Source organism: Brevibacillus sp. AG162 (assembly GCF_006715575.1).
Classification (GTDB): domain Bacteria; phylum Bacillota; class Bacilli; order Brevibacillales; family Brevibacillaceae; genus Brevibacillus; species Brevibacillus brevis.
The window spans coordinates 422,415-437,990 of sequence record NZ_VFNO01000003.1 but is presented as its reverse complement, the minus strand read 5'-3'; the positions used below and the strand labels follow the sequence as shown (position 1 = coordinate 437,990).

Below are 15,576 nucleotides of genomic sequence, written 5' to 3'. Positions count from 1 at the left end.
GTAGTCAAATGGCGATTATCTCAGCTTCTTTTCCAAGTGAAACAGATCGAGTGGCAACGGAGCCGTGACTTCGATAACTTCTCCACCGAATGGATGCTCAAATTTGAGTACGGCGGCGTGCAGCGCTTGTCGCTTAATGAGTTCGCGCTTGCCACCATACAGTTCATCCCCCAAAAGCGGGTGCCCAATATGACTGAAATGAACGCGAATTTGATGGGTTCGCCCCGTCTCCAATTGACATTCTACTTTCGTAGCTGTTTGAAAGCGTTCTTTCACCTGGTAATGCGTAATCGCTGGATCTCCGTTAGGTGTGACCCTTCTGCGCGTCCCATGATTCCGATCTTTTCCGATGGGTTCATTGATTTTCCCGCGCTCTTTGGGCATTTGTCCCGAAACATACGCGACATAAGTACGCTTGATTGTGCGCTCACGCAGCATTTCATCTAAAAGTGCAGAAGCCCACGCATGCTTCGCGTACAGAACGACGCCTGACGTATCCTGATCCAGCCGATGGACATGGCGGACTTTTGCTTCCAAACCCGTACGAAAAAAGTGCCCCGACACGAGATGATCCAACGTCACATGATGATAGCGTTCGGTCGGATGCAACAGAAGTCCAACCGGCTTATTTACGATGAGCAAATGATCATCCTCGTACAAAATCTCGGGAACTTCACTAGCCGGATCAAGCCCCAAAGGCTCAGGCTTGCACATCCGCAGCCGAATTTCCTGCCCTGCTTTTCCCACAACATGCTGAGCAACAGGTGCACCGTCCAGCAATACTTCTTTGTGTTGGAATAAAAGATGGACCTGCTTGCGAGGCAGCTTCCACTCTTCGCGCAGCAGGTTCCCAATCGGAATGGCATCATCTTTGTCTCGTAAGTGAGCAACAAGCCATTCCCCTTCTTTTTTCATGTTTAACATTTCTGTCTATCTCCCTGTTCTATGTTCATGCCATTACGCTTGCTCGAGTCCTTTACCCACTTGAATGGCACGGTCTAAGAAATGCTCGATCTCCTCACGACTTTTTCCGAGCTTGCTGACGAAGCGAACCAGTTCTTTACCATTTTGGAACGCAATAAAGCTCGGGATTCCGAAGACATCGTACTTTTCGGACAGGTCCGGGAGAGTATCACGGTTGACTTCGATCATATCCAGCTGTTCTTTGTATTTTTCCTCCACGGCAGGCATGAAAGGATCAATGCGATGGCAATCTGGGCACCAATCCGTGAAGAATTTGACGATGACTGGCTTGGTTGCTGCGATTACTTGCTCGAACTCTGCTTCTGTCTTAATTTCTCTCATGTTATGTTCCTCCCCAGAATGATTTGGAAATAGTGTACCACAGGCGTGGGAAATCACTCTATATTTTTCCACCCTGCTCGATGAGACATTGCACAAACGCTTCAGCCGGGCGCGACAATGGCTTATCCTTTCGATACGCCACGACGAGAGTGCGAGAAGGTTTTGTTTTGATCCGCACATAAGTTGGCGGCTCGATCGTTCCGGGTGCGAGCGTAATCATTTTCGGCGCAAACGACAACCCCATGCCTGCTGCAACAAGTGACTGAGCCGTCTGGATGTTCGAGCTCTCAAACACGATTCGCGGTCGGAATCCCGCCTGCTCACAGAGCCGAAGCGAAATCGTGCGGAAGCCTTGTCCTTCTTTTAATAGAATAAAAGGCTGATCGGCTACCTCTGCGAGATCGACTTCTTTACGTTTCGCGAGCGGATGATTGGCTGGTACCGCCAAAAAGATTTCTTCGTTGATCGCGGGGATGATTTCCAAAGACGGATCACTGATGGGCATGGTAAGCAGGCTTACATCAATTTTCCCCCGCACGAGCAGCTGCTCCAAATGACTCGATGTTTCCTCCATCAATTGCAGCTCGACACCGGGAAATTGCTGTGTAAACGTAGGCAGCACCCTTGGCAGCACGTACGCCCCTGTAATCGGTAGACTTCCGACTAGCAATTTACCGCTTTCTCCTACGGCATAAGCTCGCATTTCCCTCTCCAGCCCCTCTGACATGTCGACGAGCGTTTGCGCCACCTGTATGAAGCGCTGGCCCGCATCAGTCAGTTCAACGTGCTGCGGCAAGCGATGGAACAAGCTGACACCAAGTATTTTCTCCAGCTTCGCAATTTGTTGGCTCAACGACGGTTGGGCCAAATGTAATCGATTGGCTGCCCGGGAGAAACTGCGTTCTTCCGCAACAGCGAGTACATAACGAATTTGTCGTAACTCCATATAAACCTCCCGATAGGCAAAAACTATCCTTCTTATAATTATTATATCTTTGAACTATTCTCTTTGCCATGTTACAACCTTGTTAAGAGTTTTTGAACGAAGGAGGAAAACATGATGACAGCCCGTACGATGTTTGAAAAGATTTGGGACAATCACGTTATTCACGAAGAGGCAGGCAAGCCGAGCCTTTTGTATATCGACCTGCACCTGGTTCACGAGGTGACATCGCCACAAGCTTTCGAAGGACTACGCTTGGCTGGCCGCAAAGTACGCCGTCCAGAGCTTACCTTCGCAACCATGGACCACAACGTACCGACTGCTGACCGTTTTAATGTCAAAGACCCGATTTCTCGTCAACAAATGGAAACCTTGACGGCGAACTGTGAGGAATTCGGGATTACACTGGCGGATTTGAACAGCCCGGATCAAGGGATCGTCCACGTCATTGGTCCTGAGCTCGGCCTCACACATCCAGGCAAAACAATCGTCTGCGGTGACAGCCACACCTCCACTCACGGCGCATTCGGTGCCCTCGCCTTCGGTATTGGTACCAGTGAAGTGGAGCATGTACTCGCAACACAATGCTTGCAGCAATCCAAACCAAAAACAATGGAAGTACGCGTAAATGGCGACCTGCCATTCGGTGTCAGTGCAAAAGATTTAATTTTGGCGATTATCGCAAAATACGGAACTGACTTTGCCACTGGCTACGTCGTAGAATACACAGGCGCTGCGATCCGCAACCTGACCATGGAAGAACGCATGACGGTGTGCAACATGACAATTGAAGGTGGCGCTCGCGCCGGCTTAATCGCTCCTGATCAGACTACTTTTGACTACTTGAAAGGCAAGCGCTATGTTCCGCAAGGGGAAGATTTCCTTGCAGCTGTCGAGGCTTGGAAAGAGCTCTGCACAGACGAAGGCGCTGCATTTGATGCCTGTGTAGAAATCGAGGCAGCCGAGATCGCACCGCAAGTGACGTGGGGAACGAGCCCTGGTATGGGTACGAACATTACGAGCACCGTTCCAAACCCTGAGTCATTCGAGACAGCCGCACAGCGCAAAGCGGCACAAGATGCTCTGGCGTACATGGACCTTGCACCTGGCACCCCTATGAGTGAAATCAAAATCGATCGTGTGTTTATCGGCTCCTGTACAAACGGTCGGATCGAGGACCTGCGCAAAGCAGCAGAAGTGGCAAAAGGACGCAAGGTGTCCCCTTCCGTACACGCGATGGTCGTTCCCGGCTCACAAGCTGTTAAGCAGCTCGCTGAGCAAGAAGGCTTGCACCTCATTTTCCAAGAGGCTGGCTTTGACTGGCGCGAATCTGGTTGCTCCATGTGTCTGGCGATGAACCCAGATATCCTGTCTGAAGGTGAGCGTTGTGCTTCTACCTCCAACCGGAACTTCGAAGGACGTCAGGGACGCGGCGGACGGACGCATCTGGTCAGCCCGGAAATGGCAGCAGCAGCAGCTATCGCAGGTCACTTCGTCGATGTACGTGAATGGAAAAGCGAGAACGCTAGCAAGGAGGTATTCCAATGAATCCATTTGTCATCCACACCGGAGTGGTAGCCCCACTCGATCGTGTAAACGTAGATACGGACGCAATTATTCCTAAGCAGTTCTTGAAGCGTATTGAGCGCAGCGGTTTTGGTCAATTCCTGTTCTACGAATGGCGCTTTACTGTCGATGGTGCGCCAATCGATTCGTTCATTCTGAATACGCCTGCGTACAAGGAGTCTACTGTCCTTCTTGCCCGCAACAATTTTGGCTGCGGCTCCTCTCGCGAGCATGCGCCATGGGCTCTCCTTGACTATGGCTTCCGCTGTGTAATTGCTCCATCCTTTGCGGACATTTTTTACAACAATTGCTTCAAAAACGGCATCCTGCCGATCACGTTGAGTGAAGAGCAAGTCGATGAGCTGTTCAATCGTGCTCAAAACAAGCCGAACTACCAGCTTACCATCGATCTGCAGGAACAAGTCGTTCGTGACAATGAAGGTCTCTCCTACCCGTTCGAGGTAGACTCCTATCGTCGTTACTGCCTCCTGAATGGTCTCGACGATATTGGAATTACGTTGCAGTATGAAGATAAGATCGCTGCATACGAGGCAAGTCGTTAATTTTTCATCTATAACGTTGTGCATAGAAAAAGCGAAGGCAGCCGCTATTGTGTGCCTTCGCTTTTTTCATGTTTTCCTATAGAAGAATATACATGTGACTCTCATCAAAGTATTGATCGCCATTTTTCAGTGCACGCTTTTCTAAACCATATGGAATAAAGCCCATTTTCTCATAGAGACGAATGGCAGCCGGATTGGTCGTGACGACAGCGAGCTGTACCGTATCGATATCTCCCCGCTCCTTTAAGTAGGCTAGCTCTGCCTGCATAAGCGCTTGTGCGACACCTGTCCCGCGATACGCTTCACGCACGTACATGGAGACGATAGAAGCTTTGTGTCTTGCTTTCCCCCCTCTGTGACGGAAAAAACCGATGATGCCGGCCAGGTGTCCTTCCACAAATGCACCAAAATAGCCGCTATCACCTGAATCCCCTTGAGAAAGTCTTTGCCGCCACTCTTCCATCGATACCTGCATGGCCTCTTCATAGGTAGAGCCAAAAGCGTCTGGGTCTGTTTGCAGCCCTTCCAGTCTAATCTTTACCAATTCTTCTGCATCGTCTGGTCCCAAAAATCTAACTTCCATGCTAGGCTGCACCTCTCCTATTTTTGATTTCCACTTATCTTAATTAAGAGTTGCTCGAATGTAAAGAACTATCTAAAAAAGCGCCAGGAGCATCTCCCTAGCGCTTGAACCCCTTCCTATGCAGTTCCCATTTGGTTTGGATTGCTTTGTCCAAACAGCTGCAACGCTTGCTCCCGCAGCTTGAACTTTTGAATTTTACCGGAAGCGGTCATCGGATATTCGTCAACAAACTGTATGTAGCGAGGAATTTTGTAATGAGCAATCTTCCCTTCGCAATAGTTCCGTACCTCTTCCTCCGACAACGTCTCGTGCGGCTTTACCCGAATGCACGCCAATACCTGCTCTCCGTATTTGGCATCAGGTACACCTACTATCTGAACGTCCAACACTTTTGGATGCGTATAGAGGAATTCTTCCACTTCACGTGGATAAATATTTTCCCCTCCGCGAATGATCATGTCTTTGAGCCTGCCAGTTATCCGATAGTAGCCTTCTTCATCTACGGTTGCCAAGTCTCCGGTATGTAGCCAGCCTTCGTGATCGATCGCTTTCACTGTCTCCTCTGGCATATTGTAATAGCCCTTCATGACCAAATATCCTCGAGTGCACAGCTCACCTTGTACACCTGGCGGCAAAATGTCACCAGTTGCCGGATCAATGATTTTTGCTTCTACCTCTGCATGCAGACGACCGACAGTGGATACTTTTCGCTCGAGGGAATCCTCCGGCACGGTCTGTGTGATGACAGGAGAAGCTTCGGTTTGTCCGTAGGCAATCGTAATGTCACGGATTCCCATTTGATCGACGACCTTCTTCATGACCTCAATCGGGCATAAAGAACCAGCCATAATGCCTGTTCTAAGCGAGCTCAGGTCACGCTCGGCAAAAGTCGGATGGTTCAATTCGGCAATAAACATCGTGGGTACACCGTACAGTGCTGTGCAGCGTTCGGCCTCCACAACCGCAAGTACCACGCCGGGATCAAAGGCGATGACTGGAACCATCGTCGCACCTGTCGCCACACATGCCAAGGTCCCCATCACACAACCAAAGCAGTGGAAAAACGGTACCGGAATACACACCTTATCCTCTAACCCGAGCCGCTGACATTCCGCTACCTTGATGGCATTGTTGACGATATTGACGTGCGACAGCATGACTCCCTTTGGAAAACCAGTCGTGCCGGATGTGTACTGCATATTGATAACATCATCAGGTGAGAGCGTCGCCTGACGTGCGATCCTCTCTTCTTCCGTCACCAATGCAGCCCGTTCGAGCAAATCACTCCACAAAAACATTCCAGGTTGGCGCTCATTCCCTAGATAGATCACATTTTTTAAATGCGGAAGCCTTTCGGATTGAAGCCCTCCAGGTTCACATGTCAGTAACTCCGGGCAAATTTCTTGAATCATGGCAAGATAATTCGCATCGCGATAGGAATCCATTAAGAGAAGCGTCGTCGACTCTGATTGGCGCAGCAAATATTCCAGTTCATGTACCCGGTAGCTCGTATTGACCGTTACTAGTACACCGCCCATTTTCGCTGTGGCAAATTGAGAAATCACCCATTCTGGCACGTTGGTTGCCCAAATCGCGATATTTTCTCCTTTTTGAATCCCAAGAGACATAAATCCCCGCGCTGCCTGATTGCATATCTCTTGAAATTCCCCAAACGTATAGCGAAGCCCTCGTTCGTGATAAACCAGCGCTTCCTTTTCCTGATACTTACTGGCTGTGTCGTCTAACATGTTGCCGATTGTGGTCATATGAATCATACAAGCACCCCCAAAACATTCAGACTATTCTGTAGGATTCTTCCTTTTCGCCACAATCCCTTCTTTTTCCGTTATCGTCCTATATCCATTCGTTCTACGGTTTTGACATATCAAGAACGTTCCTTTCCTTTCCCTTCCCCACAAAAAGAAAAGCGTCCCTTTTGTGGAACGCCATCTGCTTTACTTCACGACGATTTTTTTCGTAGTCTCTACCTTGTATGGCAGATGATTGCTGTAGTTGAGCTCTACCCGAATTTCATGCTCTCCCTTGGGCAATTTTTTCAGCAAAAACTCTGGTTGATAAATCATCCCTTTTGGTTCGCCATTCAGGTATAAATGTGCGTGTCCCTCTCCAAAGACTGGGGCTTCTGCCAATTCGCCATTTTCCTGAACAAATGTGAAGTTCTCTGTTAGCAAGGAAACTTCTGCCGTCGTCCCATCCACCTTGACGTCCATGTTCAGCGCGGGCTTTTCAGCCCCTGCTGGCTGGTTCATGGGTGCCGTCGCTGTAACAGAAGTAGTCGGATCTGACGGTCGATAAGAGTCCGAGACGCTCAGAGGGTCTTTGACCAAAAGTACGATTCCCGCCACGAGTACTACAAGAAAAACAATTCCGCCCAAAATGAGATTGCGCATACTGATAATAAAGACCTTCATGTCTCTACTCTCCCTTTCGCAAGTGCTTGTCACTTATTTGTACATGCATATGCGAGAGTGAAGAGAGTTAGAAGCAAAAACTTTTCTAGTAGTCACTGCTCAAAAAGTTGGCTTTTCAGCACCGAGAAGATGGCGAGAACTGAACGAAGGAGGAGCGGAGTGTAGGCTAACTACATGAGCACCGGACTTCGGAGGTAAACGCCATATTCGATGTCGATTTCGCTTGCACGACTACTTCGTGATCAAAAGACGACTTTTTGAGCAACCTCTAGTAATCAACGGTAGTTAATAAATTGCACTTCCAATGGAAGATCAGCCTTGCGGATCGCGTTGATGATTTGCTGCAATTCATCCTTGCTTTTTCCCGTCACGCGAATTTGATCGTCTTGAATCTGTGTTTTCACTTTGAGTCCTGTATCTTTGATGATGCTGTTGATCTTTTTCGCATTGTCTTTGTCGATCCCTTGCACCAGCTTGACACGTTGACGGACAGTACCGCCCGCTGCCGGTTCCATTTTGCCGTAGTCGAGGTTTTTGATCGGGACATCCCGTTTGACGAGCTTCCCAAGCAAAATGTCTTTTACCTGACTGAGCTTGAAGTCGTCATCGGAGACGAGGACGAGCTCTTCCTTTTCCAAGGAAATGCTGCTCTTGCTCCCTTTGAAGTCAAAGCGATTTTCTATTTCTTTTAATGCGGTCTGAATCGCATTGTTCACTTCGGACAACTCTACTTTGGACACGATATCAAATGAGCTCTCTTTACTCAAAGGAATTCCCCTCTCTTTTATTAGATCGCACGGATTAAGCCACCGTCGACGAGGAAGGATTGACCTGTCACGTAGCTGTTTGCTGGCGAAGCCAAGAATGTCACCATGCGAGCAAACTCGTCTGGCTGACCGTATCTGCCCAATGGAATTTGCTTCTCCCAATTTTCCCTAACTTCATCAGTACTGATGCTCTTCGCCTCTGCGGCAAGCCCATCCAGTTGTGCCACCCGATCCGTCGCAATTCTGCCAGGCCCAATGGTGTTAATCAGAATCCCATCTGGTCCTAGTTCTGAAGAAAGCGTCTTGGAAAGGCCCAATACCCCTGTTCGAAACGTATTGGACAGAAGCAAATTCTCAATTGGCTGTTTAAAGGACGAAGAAGCGAAATTGATGATTCTTCCAAACTGGTTCGCTCGCATATGAGGCAAAACAGCACGAATGGCCCGTACATAGCTGAGCAAATTTAGCTGGAAGGCTTGCATCCACTGTTCGTCGCTGAGCTGATCAAATCTGCCTGCTGCAGGCCCACCTGAATTGTTGATTAAAATATCGACGCTGCCAAAATGCTTGACCGTTTCTTCGACAACTCGTTTAATATCATCTTCCTTTGTCACATCCACGGTTACAGCAAGAGGGGATTTTCCAGTAGCCTGTTCGATCTCTGCACGTACGATTTCCAGAGCAGCTTCATCTCTACCGCATATCGTGACATTCGCTCCTTCTTGGGCGAGGCACTGCGCTGTTGCCTTCCCCAATCCTTTTGAAGAGGCGAGTACCAGAGCCGTTTTTCCTTGCAATAATAGATCCATGTGCATGCTCCTTTCATGGTTCACTCATTTATGTATCTTGATCTCTTTATTCTACAGAACTTTCAGACGAAGGAAAAGCAAAAGAGAAGGGGGACAGCACATACTCCCCTTCTCTTGCGAATCATTATACCTCTGTCGGAGGTACGTTCTTATCTTTGTTTTGTTTCGCCTCTCGTTTTGCTTCGCGCTTCGCTTGGCGAGCCGCTTTGCGCGCCAGTCTTCTTGCCTTCGCCCCCTCAAACAGGGAGTACAGTACTGGAACGAGCACCAGCGTGACGATAGTATGGAAGATCAAGCCAGCGATTACGGCAGTTGCGAGCGGCGCTTCCAAATCAGAGCCTTCCGCCATCGCAAGTCCCATCGGAAGCATCCCGAGAATCGCCGTCAGCTTCGTCATGATAACAGGACGAATCCGTTCTTTGGTTCCTTGGATAATGGCTTCCGCTGTCTCCATTCCACGCTTGCGGAGCAAGTTGATCCGGTCGATCAGGAGTATCGCATTGGAAACGACGATACCGACCAGCATAATGATCCCAATCATCGCCATTTCACCGAATGTCCGCTGTGTAAGGACGAATCCTAACACGACACCGACCAGAGCCATTGGAATGGTCAGCATGATGATAAACGGCTGGGAAAGACGTCCGAACTGAGCAACCATGACGACATAGATCAATGCGAGTACACCGACGAAGACGAAGATCGCTTGTGTCATGTTCGTGCTTTGCTCTTTCAATTTTCCGGCGATCTCTACTTTGTAGCCCGCTGGAATCACTACACCTGGAAGCTTCTCTCCGATCTCACGACCAACTCCAGCCAAATCGCCACCTTGAAGCTCAGCAGAAACGGTGATAATCCGCTCGCCTTTTTTGTGCTGAATCGTAACAGGAGATTTGCTATAGGTCATCTCTACCAAGTCAACCAAAGGTACTGCTGCACCATTTTTTGCGCTCACCATGACGTTTTTGAGTTGATCCGGGTGCTTCAGCCAGTTATCAGGCATTTTAGCCACAACGTCCACTTCGATTCCGTCCTGCGTGATAGATGTAATTTGTTGGCTGCCAATCAGCACACTCAACTGTTGTAACAACGAACGATGATCTACATTCAGCCTTGCGAGAGCTTCTTCTTTTGGCAATAACGTGACCTTTTCCTTGCCTTCTTTAAAGTCGTTGCGAATGTTGCCAACACCGGAGATAGTAGAAAGCATTCCTTCCAAATCGGTAGCGATCTTGCTCAACTGCTCCATGTCGTCCCCGAAGATTTCCAATTGGATCGGCGCACTGCCACCCTGCTGTCCGTAAGACATAGAGACCGATTCAATTCCTGGCAATCCATTCAAAATATTGTTGATATCTTCATTCAAAGCTTCCTTATCCCGTGTTCTTTCTGTTTTCGGAATCAAGGAAATGAATAACTCTGCGCCTTCCTTGGAAGCGAAGAAGAATACATCGTTAATTTCGGGGATTTTCCGCAGAGCTTCTTCCCCGGCGACTGCTGCTTTTTGTGTCTTTTCAATTGTAGCCCCAATCGGCATGTCAATGTTGGCAAAAATGATATTTTCATTAGGATTGATCCCTTGGCCTGTTTTCATCATAGGCGTAAGGAATACCGATCCAACTAGCATCGCAATCGCCAGTAGAATCGTTTTGACGCGATGTCTAATCGCAATCTGTAAGAGACCGCTGAACGCACGGATGATAAAGTGTTCTTTCCCTTCTCCTTCTAGCGAAACATGCTTATCCTTTTGCAAGAAGCGATTGGAGAATACGGGAACAAAAAAGAATGCGGCGATGGTTGAAGCGATAATGGCAGCAGATACGGTAAACGCGATCGTTCCCAAAATCGGTTTGAGCCAGTCTTCAAAATCTGCAAGGACGAGCGGCAAGAAAACGATAATAATCGTAAGCTGTGAAGTAAACACAGGCGTCAATACTTCTCTCGTTCCTTTTACAATCGCCTGTTTGAGCTCCTCGCCTTTTTCTCGATAGTGATAAATACTCTCCAGCACCACAATCGCGGCGTCAACAATCAATCCGACTGATAAGCTCAAGGACAACAAGCTGATCATGTCAATGTTGTACCCGCCGATTTTCATTGCGATAAATGTCATAAAAGCAGAGAGTGGCAGTGTCGTTGCAATGACGAGAGTAACCCTCCAGTTACGAAGGAAAACGAACAGGATGATAATCGCGAGCGCACCACCGATCATCACATCACGACTGAGGTTGGAAACCGCATGCTTAATGAAGGAAGCTCCTTCAAACATCACTTTGATGGTATACTTGCCATTCGCTTCTGCGATTAATTCGCGAACAACTTCTTCTACCTTCTCTTGCGTGGTGATCAAATCATAGCCATCAGCTCGTGTGACGCTCAAATGAACAAAAACGGAGCTGTTCGTAAGGGCTACTGAATCTTTCACTTTTCCACGCAAGTCTTCAATGTCTGCGAGCTGATCTAGGGAAACCGCTCCCTTCGGCGTATCGATCGACAGTGCTCTCATTTCCTCCGCATTTTGGTACGAGTTGTCGATCATGACTACCGTGTCAAAACCTGTGTTCTCCAGCGTCCCAATCCCTTGTTTCCAGTTCGTATCCTGCAGTTGCGAGATAACTGCCGAAGGATTGGTTTGATACGCATTCAATCGCTCAGGCAACAGGGAAACGGCTATTTTATTTTCGAAGCTTCGGTCAGAAACAGATACTTCCTTGACACCTTCGATTTCCTCAATGCGGTCCTTGATCGATGTTTTGGCCAGACTCAGCATCGTCTTCGGATCAGCGCCTACGAGGGCGTAGTCAATCATTTGTTCGCCACCAAAGCTGCTCTGGTTGACTTCTACGGAATCAATGGCTTTCGGGAAACCGTTGCGAAGGCGGTTGACGGCATTTTGTACATCTTGCTTGACTTGCTCGCCTTTTCCTTCATTCGCAGAAATATTGATACTAACGTAGCCAGCACTCGTTGAAGAATAATAATTTTTAATATCATTAATCGATTTTAGCTCTTGTTCTACTTTTTTCGTTATTTTCTCTTCCATTTCTTCAGGAGGAAGTGACCCACCCGAAATTCGAACAAAAATGTCCGGGAAGTTCGTCTTCGGTACCAATTCAATATTAAAGCTGAACAAGGACCCCAGTCCGGCAATGACGAGCAAAAAAGTAAACAAATAGACAATCAGTTGTCTCTTAAGCAAAAAGAGAATCATCTTGTTCATGCAGCTATTCTCCCTTCGCCTCTACTTTTTGCCCTTCGACATAGAATGTAATCCCACTTCGCAGGAGCTGGTCGCCTTCTTTCACTCCTGAAACGATTTCGATGGAGTCTCCGACCATTTGACCGGTCTTCACTGGTTTTCTCACAGTCAGTCCATTCTCTACTGCCATCACATAATGGTCTGTTTGACTCACGCCGACACTTTCCAGCGGCACGAGGAAACCATTCACTTGGCGCGGCACCTCAATCGTCGCGGCCATTCCTCCACGCCAGTAACCATCTGCATTCGGTATCGTGATCTCAACGCGGTACTTCCCTGTATCCTTGTTTACAACTGGAGATATAAATGCAATGGTTCCTTCACTTTTCTTACCATCGTCCGACAAAGCCTGCACCTTGGTTTTCTCACGGAATTGACCGATCAAATCATTGGAAACATCCAGGGTTACCTTCATTTCGGACAGGTCAACGAGTCGAATGATTTCCTGACCAGGAGACACCTGCTCACCAATTTGCAAGTTCACATCCACCACTGTTCCTGTGAATGGTGCCTGAATTTTCGCATCATCCAAGCTCTTTTTCGCACGGTCTACACCGCCGGCAGCAGCTTTAATCGATGCGTTGGCGACAATGACATCTTCTGGTTCCGCTCCTTTTTGCAGTTCATTCAAAGACAGCTGAGCGTCGCGCAGGGTAATCTCTGCTTGCGTCACGGCCCGTTTACTCGCATTTATTTCGTTTTGCGAAATGGCTCCGCCAGCAAACAGCTTCTCATTTGTTACGAGGTCCTGCTTTGCTTTATCCAGACTGTCTTGCGCGCTTTTTACCTGCAAACGCTTCTGCTCAATTGCTTCTGCTGTCGCTCCCTTTAACGCCTTGATTTTCCGCGCTGCTGCTTCCTCGACCTGCCCCTGTGCCGCTGCAATTTCTTTTTGGTGGTAACGGGTATCCAATGTGGCCAATAGTTGACCTTGCGCGATTTTTGCACCTTTGGTCGCGGAGATCGCTGAGATCGTTCCCCCCGTACCAAACGACAACACCGCGTCCCGCTTGGCTTCTACCATCCCTGTAACTGCGAGCATCACTGGCTTTGTTGCTTTTTGAACCTTCACTACCTCTACTACCTTCGCCTTTGCCTCTGTCTGCTGCGGTGCCTCAGGTGCTGGCGCTGAGCAACCTGCTGCGACCAACATTACCGAAGCCAGAATAATCGATGCCCGTTTTTTCACAAGAATTCCTCCAAATTTTCACAATCATTCCTCATGGCGTAATTGTGCCAGTTTTTACCTCTGCTGCAAAACAGTCAGCGGGTGGAAATTCATCTCCGCCCCGAGACGGAGACCAACACCTCCTAGCGCATAAATAGATACGCAAAGAAAATGGGAAAGTTACCGTATTTTGGACGACTTAAAGAAAAATTTTACAAAAGGGCCATGAGAGGAGACGTTTTCCACAGAAGTGCAAAAAAGGCAGCCAAGTCTTGGACTTGAACTGCCTTTCGGATATCGTTTCTTAGTTTTGTGTGACCAGCTGTTCCAGTTCTTCGAGCAATTCCTTAAAAACACTCAATGCTTCCGCAATCGGAGTTGGCGACGTCATGTCTACGCCTGCTCCCTTGAGCAGATTGAGCGGATAATCTGAGCTGCCACCCTTGAGGAACTGCAAATAGCGATCCACAGCTGGCTGACCTTCCTCCAAAATCTGCTTGGAAAGAGACGTCGCGGCCGAGAAGCCAGTCGCGTACTTATACACATAGAAGCCGCGATAGAAATGAGGAATCCGGGCCCATTCCAAATCAACTTCGCTGTCTACTACCATATCTGGACCGTGATAGGCAACATTGAGCTCACGGTAAATCGCACTGAGAGATTCGGCAGTCAGCGGCTCTCCCTGCTCTTCTTTTGCATGCACAATTTTCTCAAACTCGGCAAACATGGTTTGACGGAATACCGTACCACGGAACTGCTCCAGATAATGATTAATCAAGTACATGCGCTGTTTCTTGTCTGTCGTCGTCTCGAGCAAATGATTCATCAGAAGTGCTTCGTTCAGTGTGGAGGCCACTTCTGCTACGAAAATCTTGTAATCAGCATAGGTGTAAGGCTGTGCGTGGTTGGAATAGTAGCTATGCAAAGCATGCCCCATCTCATGCGCCAGTGTAAACATGTTGTTGACATTGTCCTGATAGTTCATGAGCACAAACGGGTGTGACGTATAAGCGCCCCATGAATAGGCTCCGCTTGTCTTCCCTTCATTTTCATGCACATCGATCCAACCGTTGGAAAAGCCCTCATCCAAAATGCGACCGTACTCTTCGCCCAGTGGATGTAGTGCTTCTTTAATCGTTGAGACAGCCTGATCATACGGGATTTTCATGTCCGTCTCAGGTACGATCGGCACATACAAATCGTACATGTGCAATTCATCAACACCCAATAATTTTTTGCGCAAGGCAATGTATCGGTGCATGAGCGGAAGATGCTCATGGATCGTTGCAATCAGGTTATCGTAAACAGGAAGCTCCACATTATCGGCAAACAAAGCTGCGTACAGGGCAGACGGATATTTTCTCGTCCGTGCGTAGAAAACATCCCCTTTAATCGCAGATGTCAACGAGGCAGCGATCGTATTGCGGAACTTGCCATACGTACTGTACAGCGCTTCGAATGCTTCTTTTCGCACGCGTCGGTCTTTGCTTTCCATGAACTGCGTATAGCGTCCCTTGGTCAGCTCGACTTCCTCACCGTTTTCATCCGTGATCATCGGAAATTTCATGTCCGCGTTGTTGAGCATTCCAAAAATTTTGGAAGGAGAAGACGCAAGCTCGCTCATGTTTGCCAGCAATGCTTCTTCCTCGGAAGATAGCGTATGTGGCTTAAAGCGGGTAATCTCTTCCAACAAAATGCGGTAGTGTTCAAGACCTTCTACTTCTTTTATCCACGATTGCAAGTCTTCCGTGGGAATGGCCAAAATCTCTGGCTGTATGTACGAAATGGAACCGTATACTTGCGTGCTCAGGCTGGTCGCCCTGTCAGTCAGACCTTGATACTTGCTGTTCGCATTGTCTTCATCTCGACGCATACGTGCATAGACGTACACTTGATCAAGCGTCTTCAACAATTCATCTTGCAGAGTCAGCACGGCCAGCAACTGTTTACCGGAAGTAGCTAGAGAGCCTTTCATTGCTGCGATTTTTTCTGTGAGCTGTTTTACTTTTTGTACGTCCGCTTCCCAATCATTATCAGTGGGATACATGTCCTCGAGACGCCATTTGTATTCTGCGGGGACGTCACTGCGTTTCGGCAGTGTTTTGCTTTTATTCACCGTGATCACTCCCTCGTTATTCATGTAAGATGAAATGGTCAAATCATCCATATGTGTATCCTATC

Annotated in this window: 13 protein-coding genes; 2 read left to right on the top strand and 11 right to left on the bottom strand. The window is 48.2% G+C overall.

The window, feature by feature from the left end:
- Positions 1 to 15: 15 nt before the first annotated feature.
- Genes FB479_RS12070 through FB479_RS12060 form a run of 3 tightly spaced genes read right to left on the bottom strand, consistent with a single transcriptional unit; the run spans position 16 to position 2,251 of the window.
- Positions 16 to 924, bottom strand: a complete 909-nt coding sequence (locus FB479_RS12070) for an RluA family pseudouridine synthase (protein ID WP_106653082.1) — start codon at positions 922 to 924, stop codon at positions 16 to 18.
- A 33-nt stretch (positions 925 to 957) separates the two neighbouring features.
- Complete coding sequence (locus tag FB479_RS12065) at positions 958 to 1,305, bottom strand: thioredoxin family protein (protein ID WP_088907287.1); 348 nt, start codon at positions 1,303 to 1,305, stop codon at positions 958 to 960.
- A gap of 58 nt (positions 1,306 to 1,363) precedes the next feature.
- The gene (locus tag FB479_RS12060) at positions 1,364 to 2,251 is read right to left on the bottom strand and encodes a LysR family transcriptional regulator (protein WP_047069050.1); all 888 of its coding nucleotides are present in this window, start codon (positions 2,249 to 2,251) and stop codon (positions 1,364 to 1,366) included.
- Between the two features lie 114 nt (positions 2,252 to 2,365).
- Between FB479_RS12060 and leuC the strand changes: the two genes are divergently transcribed.
- Positions 2,366 to 3,796, top strand: coding sequence for a 3-isopropylmalate dehydratase large subunit (gene leuC, locus FB479_RS12055; protein ID WP_106653081.1), 1,431 nt, complete (start codon positions 2,366 to 2,368; stop codon positions 3,794 to 3,796).
- Positions 3,793 to 4,377 (top strand): 3-isopropylmalate dehydratase small subunit, encoded by a 585-nt coding sequence (gene leuD, locus FB479_RS12050; RefSeq protein WP_142065271.1) that lies wholly within the window; start codon positions 3,793 to 3,795, stop codon positions 4,375 to 4,377. Before leuC ends, leuD begins: the two co-directional genes overlap by 4 nt.
- A gap of 76 nt (positions 4,378 to 4,453) precedes the next feature.
- On the opposite strand, the gene FB479_RS12045 is transcribed toward leuD, so the two are convergent.
- The 8 genes from FB479_RS12045 to pepF form a co-directional block, all read right to left on the bottom strand.
- Entirely contained in the window at positions 4,454 to 4,960 is a 507-nt protein-coding gene (locus tag FB479_RS12045; protein ID WP_142065268.1) for a GNAT family N-acetyltransferase, read from the bottom strand.
- Positions 4,961 to 5,076: 116 nt separating this feature from the next.
- Positions 5,077 to 6,735, bottom strand: coding sequence for an AMP-binding protein (locus FB479_RS12040; RefSeq protein ID WP_142065266.1), 1,659 nt, complete (start codon positions 6,733 to 6,735; stop codon positions 5,077 to 5,079).
- Between the two features lie 180 nt (positions 6,736 to 6,915).
- Positions 6,916 to 7,392, bottom strand: coding sequence for a hypothetical protein (locus tag FB479_RS12035; protein WP_106653077.1), 477 nt, complete (start codon positions 7,390 to 7,392; stop codon positions 6,916 to 6,918).
- A gap of 275 nt (positions 7,393 to 7,667) precedes the next feature.
- Entirely contained in the window at positions 7,668 to 8,159 is a 492-nt protein-coding gene (locus FB479_RS12030; RefSeq protein WP_106653076.1) for a YajQ family cyclic di-GMP-binding protein, read from the bottom strand.
- Between the two features lie 20 nt (positions 8,160 to 8,179).
- On the bottom strand, positions 8,180 to 8,968 hold the full coding sequence (locus FB479_RS12025; protein WP_142065264.1) for an SDR family oxidoreductase: 789 nt from the start codon (positions 8,966 to 8,968) through the stop codon (positions 8,180 to 8,182).
- Between the two features lie 124 nt (positions 8,969 to 9,092).
- On the bottom strand, positions 9,093 to 12,188 hold the full coding sequence (locus tag FB479_RS12020; RefSeq protein WP_142065262.1) for an efflux RND transporter permease subunit: 3,096 nt from the start codon (positions 12,186 to 12,188) through the stop codon (positions 9,093 to 9,095).
- A 4-nt stretch (positions 12,189 to 12,192) separates the two neighbouring features.
- Positions 12,193 to 13,416 (bottom strand): efflux RND transporter periplasmic adaptor subunit, encoded by a 1,224-nt coding sequence (locus FB479_RS12015; protein WP_142065260.1) that lies wholly within the window; start codon positions 13,414 to 13,416, stop codon positions 12,193 to 12,195.
- Positions 13,417 to 13,699: 283 nt separating this feature from the next.
- On the bottom strand, positions 13,700 to 15,562 hold the full coding sequence (pepF, locus tag FB479_RS12010) for an oligoendopeptidase F (protein ID WP_142065258.1): 1,863 nt from the start codon (positions 15,560 to 15,562) through the stop codon (positions 13,700 to 13,702).
- Between the last annotated feature and the right edge of the window lie 14 nt (positions 15,563 to 15,576).